The 16,249-nt window shown below is 60.6% G+C and carries 17 protein-coding genes; 11 read left to right on the forward strand and 6 right to left on the reverse strand.

Annotation, left to right across the window (positions count from 1 at the left end; genetic code table 11):
• Positions 1–57: 57 nt before the first annotated feature.
• Together WF331_RS23825 and dinG are read right to left on the reverse strand one after the other, a co-directional pair.
• Positions 58–2,292 (reverse strand): beta-galactosidase, encoded by a 2,235-nt coding sequence (locus tag WF331_RS23825; RefSeq protein ID WP_340623354.1) that lies wholly within the window; start codon positions 2,290–2,292, stop codon positions 58–60.
• Between the two features lie 80 nt (positions 2,293–2,372).
• Positions 2,373–4,517 (reverse strand): ATP-dependent DNA helicase DinG, encoded by a 2,145-nt coding sequence (gene dinG, locus WF331_RS23830; protein WP_016498247.1) that lies wholly within the window; start codon positions 4,515–4,517, stop codon positions 2,373–2,375.
• A gap of 98 nt (positions 4,518–4,615) precedes the next feature.
• Between dinG and WF331_RS23835 the strand changes: the two genes are divergently transcribed.
• On the forward strand, positions 4,616–5,080 hold the full coding sequence (locus tag WF331_RS23835; RefSeq protein ID WP_016498246.1) for a CopD family protein: 465 nt from the start codon (positions 4,616–4,618) through the stop codon (positions 5,078–5,080).
• 198 nt (positions 5,081–5,278) lie between these two features.
• Here the strand turns inward: WF331_RS23835 and WF331_RS23840 are convergent, their stop codons facing one another.
• The 4 genes from WF331_RS23840 to WF331_RS23855 form a co-directional block, all read right to left on the reverse strand.
• Positions 5,279–6,037, reverse strand: a complete 759-nt coding sequence (locus tag WF331_RS23840) for a hypothetical protein (protein WP_016498245.1) — start codon at positions 6,035–6,037, stop codon at positions 5,279–5,281.
• Positions 6,030–6,305, reverse strand: coding sequence for a DUF1145 domain-containing protein (locus WF331_RS23845; RefSeq protein ID WP_043197545.1), 276 nt, complete (start codon positions 6,303–6,305; stop codon positions 6,030–6,032). Before WF331_RS23845 ends, WF331_RS23840 begins: the two co-directional genes overlap by 8 nt.
• A 98-nt stretch (positions 6,306–6,403) precedes the next feature.
• A complete protein-coding gene (locus WF331_RS23850) occupies positions 6,404–7,123 on the reverse strand; it encodes an OmpA family protein (protein ID WP_340623355.1) in 720 nt (239 codons plus the stop codon).
• Between the two features lie 88 nt (positions 7,124–7,211).
• Positions 7,212–7,904 (reverse strand): OmpA family protein, encoded by a 693-nt coding sequence (locus WF331_RS23855; protein WP_016498242.1) that lies wholly within the window; start codon positions 7,902–7,904, stop codon positions 7,212–7,214.
• Positions 7,905–8,063: 159 nt separating this feature from the next.
• On the opposite strand from WF331_RS23855, the gene WF331_RS23860 reads away from it, so the two are divergent.
• From WF331_RS23860 to WF331_RS23905, 10 genes are all read left to right on the forward strand, one after another.
• Complete coding sequence (locus WF331_RS23860) at positions 8,064–8,558, forward strand: DUF6231 family protein (RefSeq protein ID WP_340623356.1); 495 nt, start codon at positions 8,064–8,066, stop codon at positions 8,556–8,558.
• A gap of 227 nt (positions 8,559–8,785) precedes the next feature.
• Positions 8,786–10,075: a site-specific integrase gene (locus tag WF331_RS23865; protein WP_161871463.1), complete on the forward strand. Its 1,290-nt coding sequence runs from the start codon at positions 8,786–8,788 to the stop codon at positions 10,073–10,075.
• Positions 10,076–10,091: 16 nt separating this feature from the next.
• A complete protein-coding gene (locus WF331_RS23870; RefSeq protein WP_161871464.1) occupies positions 10,092–10,613 on the forward strand; it encodes a hypothetical protein in 522 nt (173 codons plus the stop codon).
• Between the two features lie 92 nt (positions 10,614–10,705).
• Positions 10,706–11,341 carry a hypothetical protein gene (locus WF331_RS23875; protein ID WP_161871465.1) on the forward strand — a complete coding sequence of 212 codons (636 nt, stop codon included), beginning with the start codon at positions 10,706–10,708 and terminating at the stop codon, positions 11,339–11,341.
• 781 nt (positions 11,342–12,122) lie between these two features.
• On the forward strand, positions 12,123–12,524 hold the full coding sequence (locus WF331_RS23880) for a hypothetical protein (protein WP_161871466.1): 402 nt from the start codon (positions 12,123–12,125) through the stop codon (positions 12,522–12,524).
• Positions 12,525–12,575: 51 nt separating this feature from the next.
• Complete coding sequence (locus tag WF331_RS23885) at positions 12,576–13,577, forward strand: hypothetical protein (protein ID WP_161871467.1); 1,002 nt, start codon at positions 12,576–12,578, stop codon at positions 13,575–13,577.
• A gap of 271 nt (positions 13,578–13,848) precedes the next feature.
• Positions 13,849–14,394, forward strand: a complete 546-nt coding sequence (locus WF331_RS23890; protein WP_161871468.1) for a hypothetical protein — start codon at positions 13,849–13,851, stop codon at positions 14,392–14,394.
• Between the two features lie 671 nt (positions 14,395–15,065).
• Positions 15,066–15,542 carry a YchJ family protein gene (locus WF331_RS23895; protein ID WP_016498240.1) on the forward strand — a complete coding sequence of 159 codons (477 nt, stop codon included), beginning with the start codon at positions 15,066–15,068 and terminating at the stop codon, positions 15,540–15,542.
• 2 nt (positions 15,543–15,544) lie between these two features.
• Positions 15,545–16,030, forward strand: a complete 486-nt coding sequence (locus WF331_RS23900; protein ID WP_016498239.1) for an LEA type 2 family protein — start codon at positions 15,545–15,547, stop codon at positions 16,028–16,030.
• A 7-nt stretch (positions 16,031–16,037) separates the two neighbouring features.
• Complete coding sequence (locus WF331_RS23905; RefSeq protein ID WP_019471879.1) at positions 16,038–16,241, forward strand: SEC-C metal-binding domain-containing protein; 204 nt, start codon at positions 16,038–16,040, stop codon at positions 16,239–16,241.
• Positions 16,242–16,249 lie beyond the last annotated feature (8 nt).

Below are 16,249 nucleotides of genomic sequence, written 5' to 3' on the forward strand. Positions count from 1 at the left end.
TGGGTGTTTTGCAAACTGGCTTGGGCCAAATGGTCGCGACGAACGGTAGCTTCGTGCTCAGGGAGCCGGTTTTTCCAGCAGGGCTCGCAATTGGCCCATCGCCTGCAGGTTGCTCTTGCGCACAGCGTCGACAAACCCCGGGTACGGCACATCGGTGATCGCCACCAGCCCGAGGTGGCCGTTTTCGCCGTCAAGCAGGCGGCCGCTGGCCGGCTGGTCGAGGTACTGGAACCAGTGCGCACCAACGATCATCGGCTGCGCCAGGGCCGCCTTGAGGAAGTTTCCGTAAGCCGGGCCGCGGTCTTCTTCCCGCGCCAGCTCCAGCGGCCCCGGCCAGAATGGCCCGCGATCGCGTGAACCGAACTGGAACTCGGACACCAGCACCGGCTTGTCCAGCTCGGCCAGGCGGGCAAAGTCGTAGCCGTCCTGCGGCTTGAGGGTATAGAAGTTGAAGCTGAGCACATCGCAGAACTCGGCACAGGCCTTGACCGCCTCCGGCGTGCTCACCGCGTAACGGCCACCGAGCAGCAGGTGATTGGGGGCGTGCCACTTCAATGAATCGGCAATGGTCTTGAAGTAGGTCTCGGCGAACACCTGCTGGAAGTGCTGGTAGTCGCGCTCGATTTCCGGGTGTTGCGGGTCGGGCAACGGCGCCTCGAAGCCCGGGTCTTCCATGAGCTCCCAGGCGGTCAGTTCGATGCCCCAGGCCTTGGACAGCCCTTGCTGATTGCGGTACTTGTCACGCAACTGCTTGAGGAAGGCGCGCTTGGCCGGTACATCGGTGGTCAGGCGCAAAGTGCCATAAGCCAGGCCATACCGGGCTTTAGGGTCGCTGCCTGGGGCAGCCCAGGCCAGCTCGTTGTCGGCGAAATAGCCAATCAGCCAAGGATCGTCACGGTGATCACGGGCGGCAATGGCCACGGCGCGCTCGGTGGCCATGGCAAAACGCGGGTCGAACGGGTCGGGCATGCTGCCCCACCAGTCCATGCCGGTGCTGATGCTGGCGTAATCACCCACGATCGACAGCGGCAGGGTGTAGGGCATGCGCTTGGCCAGGCCCAGGGCGGGCTCGCTCCAGTTGCCGACCGTGTTGAAGCCCCAGGCCTGCAATCGGTCCAGCGCATGCGTTTGCCAGCGGGCAGCGTCCAGGATCAGTGGCGGGCAGTTGGCTGGCTGCCCTTCTGCGGCAGGCGGGCAGGGTTTGCCGTAGGTACGCTGCACGTTGGCGGCATAAAAATCGAACCAGCGCCCTTGCTTGAAGTGGCGCCCTTGCGACGAGGCATTGCCATCGTCGTTGTTGCCCTCGCCGTAGAATGCGGCCAGTGCATCGCCCTCGCCCGGCAACGCCTTGAACATGCCTTCACGGCCGGCGACGTAGGTACGCCCGCCATCTGCGGCGACGGCGTTCACCCCCAGGGAATAGAACGGGTGCCCTTCCGGTGTTACAAGGTACCAGCGGCCATCACGCTTTTCGGTGCGAAAGAAGCCCTTGGCCTCGAAGGCCGGCCCTGCCAGCAGCCCGCCATAGCCATCGAGCTGCTGCTTGCCGCGTTCAGCCAGCCAGCCCTTGAGCTGCTGCTGTTCACGCGTATCGGCCGCCTTGAGCTGCTCGTCATTGGCCACCTTCTCGGGCCAATTGCCGCGCGTGGACTGGCCATAGGCATCGATCAGCTCCTTATAGGCCGCCTTGTAGGCCTGGTCGTCGTCCTGAATGCCCACCCGCTCGATCAGCAGGTTCTGCGCCACCTTGGGGCTGGGGATGCTCAGGCTGACCGAGGCCACCTGCTTGAGGTCTACCGCGCCCGCGCTGCTGGTCAGCAGCAAGCGCTGGCCACCATGGTTCCACGGCATGGGTGGGCCGGCGCGCATGCCCTGGCTCAGCGGCGAGCTGGCCGTCAGCGGCACCATCACGGTTTGAGCGGGGCCGGCCGGCAGGTCAACGCGGCTGGTCAAGGTGCGGCCATCGCTGCCTTGCACAGTCACATCCACCGTCAGCGCCCAGTCCATGGCACTTTGCATGCGCAACGTGAGGAACTGCCCGGTGGACCAATCCCACGCCCCGCCTTGCGGGCTCAGCCGCAGGGTGGGCCGCTCGACCGGGTTGAACACCACACGCCGCAATACCTCGCCCTCGGCCGTTTGCTCCGCGTTGTACTGCGGCATGCCGGCATCCTCGGTCACCACATTGACCACCGAGGCCGGGCGCACGAAGCTGAACAGCGTCTGCTGCCCGGCCAGCAAGGGCGAGCTGAACAACAGGGCGAAAACGGCGGGCAGGGTGAGGCGGACCATAGGGCTGGGGCTCTCCTTCAGGCCCCTTGCGGGACCAAGACTGAGTAATGGACAACGCGCCGGAGCAAGTGCTCCGGCGGTCAGGAAATCTCCCGCCGGAACGGCGGCAGCGCATTGAGAATAGCCTTGCCGTAGCGCTGGGTGACCAGGCGCCGGTCAAGCAAGGTGATAACACCGCGATCCTGCTCGGTACGCAGCAGGCGCCCGCAGGCCTGGATCAGCTTCAGCGAGGCGTCGGGTACGGCAATTTCCATGAACGGGTTACCGCCGCGGGCTTCGATCCACTCCGCCAGTGCGGCTTCGACCGGGTCATCGGGCACGGCAAATGGAATCTTGGCAATCACCACATGCTCGCAATAGGCGCCAGGCAGGTCGACACCCTCGGCAAAGCTTGCCAGGCCGAACAGCACGCTGTGCTGGCCATCGTCGACCCGCGCCTTGTGCTTGTTGAGGGTTTCCTGCTTGGACAGGTTGCCCTGTATCAGGACCAGCTTGCGCCAGTCACGGTCCAGGCCATCGAACACATCCTGCATCTGCTTGCGCGAGGAGAACAGCACCAGCGCGCCACGGGCATCTTCGACGATGTTCGGCAGCTCGCGGATGATTGCCGCGGTGTGTGCCGCCGCGTCGCGTGGGTCGGCCTTGAGGTCAGGCACCCGCAACAGGCCAGCGTCGCCGTGCACGAACGGGCTGGGCACCACACAGGTCATCGCATCACGCGGTAAACCGGAGCGCATGCGGAAGCGGTCGAACTTGCCCAGCGCGGTCAACGTCGCCGACGTCACCAGCGCACCGTGTGCAACGCTCCACAGGCTGCGGCGAAGCATCTCGGCGGCGAGGATCGGGCTGGCGTTGACTTCGATGTCGAACATCGCACCGCTCTCGGCCAGCGTCAGCCAGCGAGCCATGGGCGGGCTGTCTTCCGGGTCTTCGGCGGTAAAGGCCGTCCACAGTTCCCAGTTGCCCTGGGCACGGGTGACCAGGCTGCCGAAAAGCGGGTACCACTCCTCGGCCTGGTGGCTGGCAATGCCGATGTTGACCTCGCCGTCCATGCCTTCCTTGAGCAGGTCGGCCAGGCGAGTAAACAGGTCGTTGAGGCGGGCAAAGCCCTTCTTCAGCTCGATACCCACTTCGCGCAGCTGTTCCGGCACGACGCCGCCTTCGAAGCGATAGCGCGGGCGCTCGCGGCCCTCGGTGTCTTCACTGGGGCGGAAGTCGGCAACCTGCTCGCAGAGTGTGAACATGAACTGCTGCTGGGTGCGCACTTCGCGCGCCAGCTCTGGCACCTGCTCGATGTACTTGCCCAGGTCGCCGGGCAGCGGGTGCTGGGCCAGCAGCTTGGTCAGGTTCTTGGCGGTCTGTTCCAGCCAGTCTGCGGTGGAGCGCAGGCGCGAATAATGAGCGAAGTGGCCGATGGCCTTGTCTGGCAGATGGTGGCCTTCGTCGAACACGTACATGGTGTCGCGCGGATCGGGCAACACTGCCCCCCCGCCCAGCGCCAGGTCGGCCAGCACCATGTCGTGGTTGGTAACGATCACGTCTACCTTGCCCATGCCTTCACGGGCCTTGTAGAACACGCACTGCTGGAAATTCGGGCAGTGGCGGCCGGTGCACTGGCTATGGTCGGTGGTCAGGCGGGCCCAGTCCTGGTCTTCCAGGGCTTCCGACCAGCTGTCACGGTCACCATCCCAGCGATTGCCGGCAAGCTTCTCGATCATGCTGTTGAACAGCTTCTGGCTGCGCTCGTCGACCTCGATGCGAAAGCCCTCTTCCTCGAACAACTGGGCAGTGGCGGACTGGGCGTGTCCCTCCTGCAGGAGGATGTCGAGCTTGGACAGGCACAGGTAGCGGCCACGGCCCTTGGCCAGGGCGAAGCTGAAATTGAGCCCGCTGTTGCGCATCAGGTCGGGCAGGTCCTTGAAGACGATCTGCTCTTGCAGGGCCACGGTAGCGGTGGCGATCACCAGGCGTTTGCCAGCGGCCTTGGCGGCCGGGATGGCGGCCAGGCTGTAGGCCACCGTCTTGCCGGTACCGGTGCCCGCTTCCACGGCCACAACGGCAGGCTCGCCGGCACGGCGGCCTTCATCGTCGCAGGCAATGTCGCCAAGCACCTTGGCCACTTCGGCGATCATCAGGCGCTGGCCATAGCGAGGCTTGAGGCTTTTGGCTTCGAGAAAACGCGAGTAGGCGCCCTGGATGGTGGCTTTGAGTTCGTTGCTGATCATGGTCTGCAGGCGCCCGTCGGGCTGGATATATTTTCAGTGTTTCGCATGGGGCGGCTATCATACCCCGCTATTGCCCTTTATGCCGCATGGAGATCCGGATGCTCGCCTTTGCCCTGCCCTACACACTGCATGTTCTGGCTGCCCTGGTATGGGTTGGCGGCATGTTCTTCGCCTGGCTGGTGCTGCGCCCGGCAACGGTTGCAGCCCTTGAAGGGCCTGCGCGGCTGCGGCTGTGGGTGGAAGTTTTCCGACGCTTCTTCGGCTGGGTCTGGCTGGCGGTGGCGATTTTGGCGATAAGTGGTATCGGCATGTTGCACGTGCGTTTCAGTGGCTTCGAGACTGCGCCGAAGTACGTGCAGGTAATGATCGGTGGCGGCATCGCCATGTTTGCCTTGTTCATGCGCATTCAGGCGCTGCTGCTGCCGGAGCTGAAGACGGCGGTGCAGGCCGAGGACTGGCCGACGGGTGCGGCGGTGCTGGGGCGGATTCGGCGGATGGTGGGGATCAACCTGCTGCTGGGCCTGGCAGTGGTCGCTGTGGCCAGTTCGCGCCTGATGATCTGACAGCTCTCGGAGGCTGGCAGGGCAATGGCCTTGCTTATTATCTGAAAACTTGCGCGATACCTGTGGGAGCGGCCTTGTGTCGCGATTGGGCTGCGAAGCAGCCCCCCCGATTTGCGTATCAGTACTGAAACCCTGGGGCCGCTTCGCGGACCAATCGCGACACAAGGCCGCTCCCCCAAAGGATGCCGCCCACAGTGCTCAGAGGTGCTGCAGAATCAGCTCACCTGCGGCGCCTGCCAGGCCGGGCTGCCCAGGCTGCCCTGGCCGGCCATTGGCGCCAGCATCGGTGCTGTACACCAGGCAACCCTTGCTAGCCCCCCCTTTACCCGCCTTGCCCGCCGCCCCGGGCTTGCCTGGGGCGCCACCATCCAGGCGCACGACAACGCGCTCTTGCGCGAAGCCCTGCGGCACGCTCAGGCGAATGCGCCCTCCCGGCGCGCCATCATGCCCGTCGCCGCCGTTATCGCCATTGGCACCACGACTGGCCTGGCCCCAGGTGCAGCCACCCGCCTGGCCGTTGCCACCATCAAGCCCCACATAACCCGGAGCGCCCGCGCCACCGCGGGCATCGATCGCCACCCGTTCGGCATCCACTTCAGCCAGTTTCAGGTCCAGGCTGCGGCCCGGACGAGCTGCCCGCTGATAACTACCCGCCGCCCCGGGGGCACTGAATTCACTGCCCTCACCCAACTTCGCGCTACGCGCCTCGATCACCAGGGGGCTATCGGAGGGTGCGATGGCGATGCGCGCATCACGCCCCAGTTCCAGCTGGTCGACCGTCAATTGCGCAAGCGAGGCAGGCAGCAGCAGGGTTGCCGCATCCGCGACACGCAGGTGCGTGAAGTGCACGCTGGCCGACTTGTCGGGCAGGCGCAGCATGGAATTGGCGGCGACCTCCAGGCTTTCAGCCTGGGCCAGGGGAGCGGCCAACATGGCCAGCAATATCAGATTACGCATTTCGCGGCGCCTCCTGCGCACGGGGAATGGACATGACATGGAAGATACCTGTCAGCAGGATCTGCAAACGGTCGAACCAGCGGTGGCTGCGCCCACGCAGGCTGCCATTGAAGAACAGCACCTCGAGCAGGTGCAAGCCGAACAGGACGATGCCAGCGGCATTGATCAACAGATTGAAAGGCACAGGTTGTGGCATCAACTGATTGAACAACACCACACCCCAGAAAGCGACCGTCAGGACCTTGCCCAGGCCCAGGATGAACTTCATACCCCGCCCCTATTGAATGTTGTTATGTCGAGGCGGCCCGTTCGAGCGGGCCGTGCGACCCACATTAACTGCAATGTCAAGTCAGGTGCCAGCACCGCTCAGTTGAGGTGCAGCTCCACCCGTCGGTTGCGCGCGCGGCCCTCCTCGCTTTCGTTATCGGTGACCGGCTGGCTTTCTCCGCGGCCCTGGCTGGTGACCTTGCCCGGCTCCAGGCCCTGACCGATCAGGTACTCGGCAACGCTGCTGGCACGGCGCTCGGAAAGCGCCTGGTTGTAGCTATCGGAACCCACGTTGTCGGTGTGCCCGATCACACTCACCCTGGCTATCGTCGGCGCGTCGAGTTTTGCCACCAGGCCTTGCAGGCGTTGCTGCGCCGCCGGGGTCAGGTCGGCGGAATCGAAGGCAAACATCACCGCACCATTGTCATCGAGGATGATCACCTCTGGCGAGGGCTCAGGTGCAGTGGCAGGCGCCGCTGACGGGTACTCCTTCAGCGGGCACCCCATGTGGTCGACTGCAGTGTTGGCGGGGGTATCGGGGCAATGATCGCGGCGGTCGAAAATACCGTCGCCATCTTCGTCACCATCCTGGGCGTAACAGATCAGCCCACCGGCGATCGCGCCCAGGGCACCGCCACCTGCGGCCCAGGTAGAACTTTCAATAGCGCCCAGGCCGCCACCGACCAGGCCACCCAGCAGGCTGCAGATGGGCCAGGTCCTTTGGTTAAGCGGCGCACTACCATCGCTGTGGGTTGCACAACCCGCGAGCAGGCTGGCAGCCACCAACAGCGGCAATGCCGCCTTCGACATCACACTCATGCTGAATGCTCCTGTGTCATCGGCCACGAACGGCTGACCGGCATGAAGACGCGCCCGCGCCACTGCTCAAGGCACGGGCGCATACCGTCTACCGCTGGATCTTGATTTCGGTACGGCGGTTCATGGCACGCCCGTCGGCCGTGGCATTGTCCGCCACCGGCTGGGTTTCACCGGCACCTACCACCGAAACGAAGCTGCTGCGCGGTACGCCGCTCTCGATCAGGTAATCGGTTACCGAGTGGGCGCGGCGCTCGGACAGTTTCTGGTTGTAGCTGTCGGAGCCAACGCTGTCGGTATGGCCGCTGACGCTCAGGCGAGCGGATGGCGCTTCCTGCTTCAGACGCGTGGAAATGGTATTGAGGCGCTCTTTGTCACTGGCGGTCAGGCGCGCGGAATCAAACTCGAAGTGCACATCGCGGATGACGATGACTTCCTCCTTCTGCACCACCACTTCTTCCACCACCGCTACCGGCTCAGGCGGGCAGCCGTTGGCATCGACCTGCACACCACGCGGGGTGCCCGGGCACTTGTCACGGCTATCCGGCACGCCGTCGCCATCCTCGTCGCCATCGCCATGGGCCCAGCAATAGCCCGCCGCCAGGCCACCGCCCAGCAACGCACCCCAGCCAGCCCAGCTGGAACTTTCAATAGCGCCCAAAGCGGCGCCGCCTACACCCCCGACGGCGGCACATTTCGGCCAGTCGGTTTTTTGCAAACCTGCACAACCAGTCAACACACTGGTGAGCAGTACCAGGGGTAACGCTGTGCGTACTATGCTCATTTCATTGCTTCTCCTAGGGGGAATCGGCATAAGGCCGATCTCTGGGAGTAAAGACCGCGCTTTCCAACCCTGCCAGCAATAAGCCACGACGTGGTCACATGCCTCTTTGCCCACACGCCGCGGCCCGCTAGTCTTGGACGACTTGAACGAGGATTGGCAATGACCGACGGTTTTTCCCAACGCACGCCGCAGCAAGCCCTGGCGGCCCTGCTCGAACGCTTCACCCCGCAACGCCTGCTACTGGTCGGCACGCGCTTCCCGGCGCTGGACGCCTTCGCCCAGGCGCACCCCCAGGTGACGATCGCCACGGCTGCCCCGGGCCCGCTGCCGGCCGGACTGGCGGCCCAACGCTTTGATCTGGCGGTGCTGGTGGACTGCCTGGAACACCTGCCCAAGCGCACCGGCCTGGAACTGCTCGGCGGCATTCGCAACCTCAATGCCAGCCGGGTAGCGGTGCTGGCCGACCTGGCCGCCTGCGGCTGGCAAGACACCGACTTCTTTGCCTTGGCGCTGTCGGCCAGCGAGAAATTCTGCCGTGACCAGCAGGTATTGAGCCTGTTCACCTATGATCTACATGACTACAAGCAGGTCCCGGACTGGCTCAACGCCAGGTTCTGGGCCAACCCGGAAATGTTTGGCAAGTACTGGTGGTAAACCCATGAATATCAAGGGCTTACCTCACCATGAACGCTATCGAAGCTATGCCAGAGCAGGGCCAACTGTCACCAGCCTGTCACCAGCCTTGTCACCAACGACCATCTCAGGCCCTTTCGGTCTGGCACTACAGACGGTCAGGAATCTATTACCTGAGGGTTCGCCCTCGGGGATGCTCAACCCGTAGTCTCGCCATCTCTCTCCGTTCCACCGATAGGCCAACCGCTATGCAGTTCTCAAAGGACATCCTCAAGACACTGGCTGTCTTCCACCTCGACCGCCCTGAGGCTTCGTGGGAGGACCTCAAGGAGCGCCTCAAGGAGATCGCTGAGGACGCCCTACAGGGCCATAGCGAGGACTCACGGGGCCTATACATGGAAATCTATGACCAGATGAGCAACCACCTCGCTGAGGCTGCCTCGCTTGGTCGGTTCACTGGGAACCAGCAGCGAGCTATCGGCACAGGCCAGAGGGTACTCAGGGCCGCTCAGGAGCGTCTTGAGGGTCGCCCTCAGGAACTCACGGAGATCATTGGGGAGCTGTCTTGTAGCACGTTTGTAGCCCCTTCCCTGTCCCTATCTGTAAATGCGTCCTCGACAGACCCGATTACCTTCGAGGGCCTCTCTGAGCTGTTCATCAAGGAACGCCAAGGCAACGTAGAAGGTTCGACCCTGAAGGCCATTCAATCGAACTGTAAGACGCTCTCGGGGCTTCTCGGGGACCTCGACATCAAGACCCACACAAGGGCTGACATGGTGGCGCTCAAAGAGCGTGTGATGGATGGCCGCAAGGTCCTGACAGTCAACAAGCTATTGACCCAGCTATCTACTGTCATGGATTGGGCTGTTAACAACGGCTTTCTTGAGCGCTCCTATGACAAGGGTCTGAAGATCGAGAAAGGGGCTGACAGTGAGCGTAGGCCCTTCTCTCGTGATGAGGTGGCAACCATCATGGACTATGCCAACGCCCTGCCTGCAACTGACTGGAAGCGCTGGGCGCTGTCTCTGGGAGTCCTCACAGGTGCCCGTATTGGTGAGCTGTACCAACTGACTCAGGACGACATAAAGCAAGTGGACGGGATCACCGTCATCGACATCAACAAGGACGAGAAGGGAAAGACCCTGAAGAATGACTTCTCCATCCGGCAAGTCCCTCTGGTCGATGGGGCCTATGGGTTCTCCCTCAAGACCTTCCTTGAGTGGGTGGCATCGGAACCCGGCAAGCTGTTCAAGGCGAAGGCTCACTACTTCAACAAGCCGCTCAATGAGGCCCTACGTGAGCCACTGGGATTGAAGGCAGGCAGTGACCAGTCGTTCCACTCGCTGAGGCATTCCCTGTCGGGTCTGCTGAAGGCCGCTGCGACCCCTGAGGTCATCGCTCAGAGCATCACCGGGCACAGCTCAGGGAACATTACTTATGACCTCTATGCGGGGTCTCAGAGGGTTCCTGTGGGGACACTCCATGAGGCTCTGGTGAAGGCGTTCGCTCGAACTGTCCAATTCTCGAATGGTAATTAACAAGGAGTAGGATCATATGGAAAAAGCTAAAGCCAACAATGAAATCAAGTGGCTTCTTTTAGATCAGATGACGGACTTGACTGCCGCAGTTTGTATGGGCCAAGATTTTTTGAAAGCTTACAGCGATGGCAAGCTGACACTGATTCAGATCATGACGCGACTGAGAGTGTGTAACCACAGCCTAATCCTTTCACTTTACAAGGTTTGGGAGATTAGGGACAACTATAACCAGCACCTCTACTCACTTGATAAAACCTTCGTCAACCCTTTATTCCAGTACGCCAAAGAAATTGAAAAACGTAACATCAAAAAATTTCGAAGCAGATACGCCGCTCACATTTGGGACTTAAAGGACAAGCCAATCTCGCTTATCGAAGCTCAAGCACTACTGGACACAATCACCGGAGAGAACAACTCCAAGGTGCAAGAGTTCTATGATTGGATTTGGCTCGACGGAGAGCCGTGTGTAGTGAAAGCGCTTCATGACCTGATTGACTACCTAAGAACTTTGCCGGGTGGAGACTTCGCAAGGTTCTGATGAACTCGACCTTGATCGCCCTCGGAAAGCGGTGTCGTTAAAAACCCTCACTATGGCTGCACGTTCGCAGCGGCCATATGAGGACCACTATCATGACCCTGCTCACACAACCCGGACCATTACACCGTCACGTCGATCACGAAACCGGCACCATCCTTCACACTGACCCAATCTCTGGCGAGGTTATTCGCCGCGAGGATATGGTTCGACCCGCAAACCTCGAAGCCCTGTATCAGGCATGGGCGGCTGAGCGCCGTGCCGATGAGTCCCTCTCTGAGGACCACCAGAAAGCCGCCAAGGGCCTTACCAGCGAGACCCAAGGGCAACCCCACCAGCCCCCAAGCGATGAGCCTAAGCGAGGCCGTGGACGCCCAAAGGCCACCTTCGCTAACCCTGTCGCAGCCTACATGTACCTCCTTGCGATTCCCGATCCGCTGCCATGGGTAGACGACATCGTTACTGGGTCGATCATCACCAGTGCAGGAGTCACCAACGGGAAGATCAACGTCAAGGCCCGAGCGGTCATCGGTGCGTTGTTCCTTTCGCAGATCACGGCGGACGCCTGCAAGACCAATGAGTATTCCTTGAGAACCGCCCAGCGAATCGCCAAGGCTGCCCGACACGCTGCCCATGGGATCGCTTCGTATGTGGAGAGGCACCCTGGCATCAAGGCTGAGATTGTGGCTGAGGTAGGCGCAGAGGCTCTATTTCGGGGTTTGGCGACTTAACGCCGGATAATATAAAGATCATCTCCGAGGCCATCGCTTCGCCTGATTGACCAACTAATCGACCAGCCCAGAGGGAGAGGGGTAATTGTTATTACACCCTCATCTCTTATTCATCTCAAAGGGCATCTTTAAGAACACCTCAAAGGAGACCTCACACCATGACCATCATTGTCTGCCCAGCTAACTCACGCCTCACCGATCAGGACGTGTCTATCTTGTCCACTGTATTCCCTCGACCTGCTCGAACCCAGCTCATTGAGCTACGCCGAACTCTCAGTGACCACCGTTTCAACTTCAGGACCTACAAGGATGGACAGGTCACCTTTGACATGGATGGTCTGGCCCAACGGGTCCTCGCTAAGTGTCCCCAAAAGACCCTCGACCGTTTGAACCAGCTACTTGAACAAGGGTTGTGTCTGCAAGCCATCGCCACGACTCACTTGAGGATTCCATTGAGTGGCTCTGAAGGAATCTCACTCACAACTTAAAGGCGCCCGTCAAGACTGTCGTTAAAAACCCTCACTATGGGCAAGACAGGAAGACCAACAACAAAATAATTTCCTCGACCCTGCACAACAGCCGTCGCCACGGTTGATCCCTTCGATGCCCTTCAGGCCTGCCATGTCCTGAATCAGCGTCATCAACACCAATACCACTTGAAACCCAGAACCTTTTGATCGTCCTTGAAGATGCCCGCGAAGGCTTTCTCCTTGGCCGTCTGGTCGTGCGCGTCTATGGCGCAAGGACGAATCAAAGGGTCCCCAATAGGAGAACCCAAACCATGAAAATCATTATCACGAAAGTCCTGAAGAACGAAGTCACCGTGTCGGGCCAGACCCTGAACCGTGAGTACGTAGAGAACATCATGCTGCCCATGCTGGTCGCCCAATGCGGGACCGTTAAGGGCCAGCAATTCGAGATCGTTAAAGCGTTCGATGAGGCCGGTCTGTCGCTCCAAGCGATTCCTGTAGTTGCCCGAGAGTACCGCCAAGACCAATACCAGAAGGCTCAGGAGCGTGCTCGCTTGCAGGCTGAGGCCAATGCCCATGCCGAGCGGTGCCGTGAATGGTCGCCTCGTGAGATCGCCCAAGCGAAGGCCGATAAGGAAGCCCGAGACGCTGCCATTCGTGAGCATGGTGCCCGTGTCCGTGCTGCCTCTCGTGCCAATAGCGGTGGCTGGTAACAGCACCTCGACACACAACCACTTCATTCATCTATTCAGGAGACAACAATCATGACTAAACCATTCGAGTACACCAAGCCTTCGACCTATTCCACTGCCATTGTCGATGGAAACACCGGGTCAATCCGATTCAACACTGCCGATGTCCGTCCAGAGACCCAAGCGGCCACCGATGTGTCCGTCTATGTGGAGGCCCTCGTGGAGGCCGCTGAGGACTATTTGAACGGCGATGAGTGGCGAGAGGCTGCCATGGAGGCGACTCCTTGTGAGTTCCGTCCGGCTGGCTCTGAGGCCACTGGGCAACAAATCATCACCATGGCCGACCGCTCTGTCACCTTCGACCCTCGCAAGAACTGGGATAACCAGACCATCGACAAGGGTGAAGTGCTGGCCGGTTCTGTGATCTTCACCGAGGCCACCGACACGGCATTGGTCATCAGCCACCGTGCCACCATCCTCGACCACAACCTGATGGCAGGCTTCACCGTCCAGTCTATGGAGCAAACCGCTGACAAGATGCTCCGTGACATTGAGCACAGCGCAGCCGGTAAGGTCGCTGCCATCTTGGCAACCGCCCCAAGCACCGAGAGTGTCTCTGAGGTCAAGCCAACGGGCAAACCTGCCGAGATCGCTGAGGACCTCATCGACATCCTCACGACCCACGTTAACCAGACTGTAGGGACCTCGCTAAGCGACTTCGTGATCCTGCTCCCAGTGTCTCTGGTGGCTGTCCTTGAGCGTGCTGCTCAACGTGCTGGTCAGGACTCTATCGAAGACCTCATTGGCGCAGGCGTACAGCCGTACACCGGGACCGACCATGGCATCTTCATGTTGCCCAAGCTGTTCACCTCACTGAGCTACCGTGAGCGCCGGGACGGCAACATCTGGCGCATCGAAGCGACCCGCAATCCGAACGCCCAAGGCTGGGACCTTGAGATCATGGCTGAGGTGGACATCATCGCCAATGGCATGGTCAAGGTGAAACTGACTACCGATGGTCTTCAGACTGTCCAAGTGCCGTTTCCGCTGGTCACTCGCATTGCCCTGAGCTGATCTAAAAGCGCCCCGTAAGGCCGGACCTAAAGAGGGACCGGCAGGGGCACTAAGAGATGCAGAAATTGAATCTCTCCACCTCCCCAAATCTTGGGGCGTCACCTTTGTGCATCCAGAGAATGGACACGCAAACCACCATCGCCCGTCGCTGGGCATCACTCAGTACAGTCTTTCTGTTTGCTCTCTTTGCCACTGATCAGAACCCTTGTCGGGGTCTGTACGCTGGTCCTTGGGAGCGAACTCAGAGAGCAAACAAAAGGAAATCGACACCGTGAATATCGATATCAAACACAAGCACTCCGGCCACGTCATCATCATCGAAGGTCAAGCCTTCAAGGCAAACGACCGGGGCCAATGGGACCTGACAGAGATCTGGCAAACATTGAAGCTGCCCAAGGGTAAACAGCCGGGACAGTGGCGAAACGCTGACGCCAAAGACCTAAGAGAGTCAGATGATTTGTGCATGCAGAAAATGCATTCGCAAACTGGCAAGCAACGGGAGGCAACCTTCGGGACCAAGTTGGCGACCATTGAGTATGCCGCTTGGGTCTCCCGAGAGTTCAAACGTGTCGTCTTCCACGCCTTCGAGGCGATCCTTGAGAGACCAGAGGTCGCCCTAATCGTTGCCGATATCATGACTGATATTGGACATGCCCATAGTGCTGACATCCTTGAGCGCCACACCTTTAAGGATCGCTGTAACTGGAGCATCAAGGCTCCCCACAAGAATACTCAAAGGGGTCTCCGTGCTGCCGTAGCGAAAGGCCATTTGACGCTACAGCGCGCTCGCGAGCTTGGACTTAAAGCCACTCTCTAAGCAGAGGAAATAATACTATCGTTACCCTAAGCTCGGGCTATGCTCAATGACTAACTTGTCCTCACAAAGGCCCTACTATGAGTGTCACGCTGTGTTACACCTACAAGGGCAAGCGGGTAGTTACGAAGGTTCCGGTAGAGTCTCTGACTCCACATGCGGCGCTATGCTTTGCGTTGCTTCAATCAGGTGCTTCTAACGACCAATCTCAAAGGAGTTGGCCGCATACCTATGAGCGCCTCCTTGAGGTGGCCCTGCAACACGAACTCACAGACGTTCGCTTTCACAAGTCACTCTAACCCTTCAAGGAGAACCCCATGGACCAACTTCAGGCCCTCTACTGGGTCTGTCTGGCCGTTCAACTGGGGTTCTGGTTGTGGTCTCGCAGGCCACCATAAGGCTCTTTGAGAATCTGACAGAAAAATCTGAAAGGTCACCATTACAAGACTTCCCGCGCAGGCTCCCCCGTAGGCCCTCGCATGGGTGCCCGTGGGCGCGTTAAGGACCCCGGTTAACTCACCCTTGCGGTCTTGCTGTCTGTCACCAACACTGTCACCAGCTTTGTCACCAAAATCCTTGAGGTCCTCTATGAAGCCCGCTACGCTTGGCCTGCCGCCATACCCCACTCAGTTCTGGGCCAACCCTGAAAACTTCGGCAAGTACTGGTGGTGATGATGAGTGTCTCGGTCTGCCCTTGCGGCAGTGGCAACCTGCTCGACGCTTGCTGCGGGCATTACCATGCAGGCACCCCGGCACCGGATGCCCAGGCGCTGATGCGCTCACGCTACAGCGCTTACGTGCTGGGCCTGGTCGACTACCTGGTGGCCACCACCCTACCGGCCCAGCAAGCCGAACTGGACCAGGCCGCCATGGCGGCCTGGAGCGCCCAGAGCACCTGGCTGGGCCTGGAGGTGGAAGACGCCGAAGTACTGGGCGGCCAGCCGGAGCACGGGTTTGTCACCTTCACCGCGCGCTGGCACGACCAGGATGGCGATCACCAGCACCGTGAACGTTCGGCGTTCGTCCAGCATGCCGGGCGCTGGTATTTCATCGACCCTACGGTTGGGCTGAAGGCCGGGCGCAACGACCCCTGCCCTTGCGCCAGCGGGCAGAAATTCAAGAAATGCTGCGCCAGTTACGTGGGTAGCTGAGCATGATGGCCCGCGCCCGCCTGCTGCTGCCCTGCACACTGATCGCATGCCTGGCCTTGCTGGCGGGCTGTGCCAGTTGGGGGGGTGACGACTGGCGCGAACCCGAAGTGCACCTGGTCGAGGTCGAAACGGTCAAGGCCAGGTTGCTGGAGCAGGAGTTCGTGCTGCACCTACGGGTCGACAACCCCAATGACAGCCGCCTGTTCATCCGCAACCTGTCGTATGCAATACGCCTCAACGACCTGCTGCTGGTGCAGGACGAAGCCAGTGTCTGGCGCAGCGTGGGCGGGCACGCCCGGCGCACCTTCAAGATCACCGCGCGCACCAACCTGTGGCAGCACCTCAAGCCACTGGCCAAGCTGCTCAAAAGCAGGCAGCCGCTGCATTACACCTTGCAGGGCGAACTGGCGACCGGGTTGGTCATCCATCGGGACCTGCACTTATCGCGCAGTGGTGAGATAATCCCCGGCGATCACATCCCGGAGTAACCCTGCAATGTCCCAACAACCCCACGTTCATGGCCCTGACTGCAACCACGACCATGATCATGACCACCACCACGATCATGGCCATGTACACGGCCCGCACTGCAACCACGGCCACCAGGAGCCGGTACGCAACGCCCTGAAGGACGTTGGCCGTAACGACCCTTGCCCGTGCGGTAGCGAGAAAAAGTTCAAGAAGTGCCACGGCGCCTGATCGACTGG

The organism is Pseudomonas sp. YNh (genome assembly GCF_037993085.1).
GTDB classification, from domain to species: domain Bacteria; phylum Pseudomonadota; class Gammaproteobacteria; order Pseudomonadales; family Pseudomonadaceae; genus Aquipseudomonas; species Aquipseudomonas putida.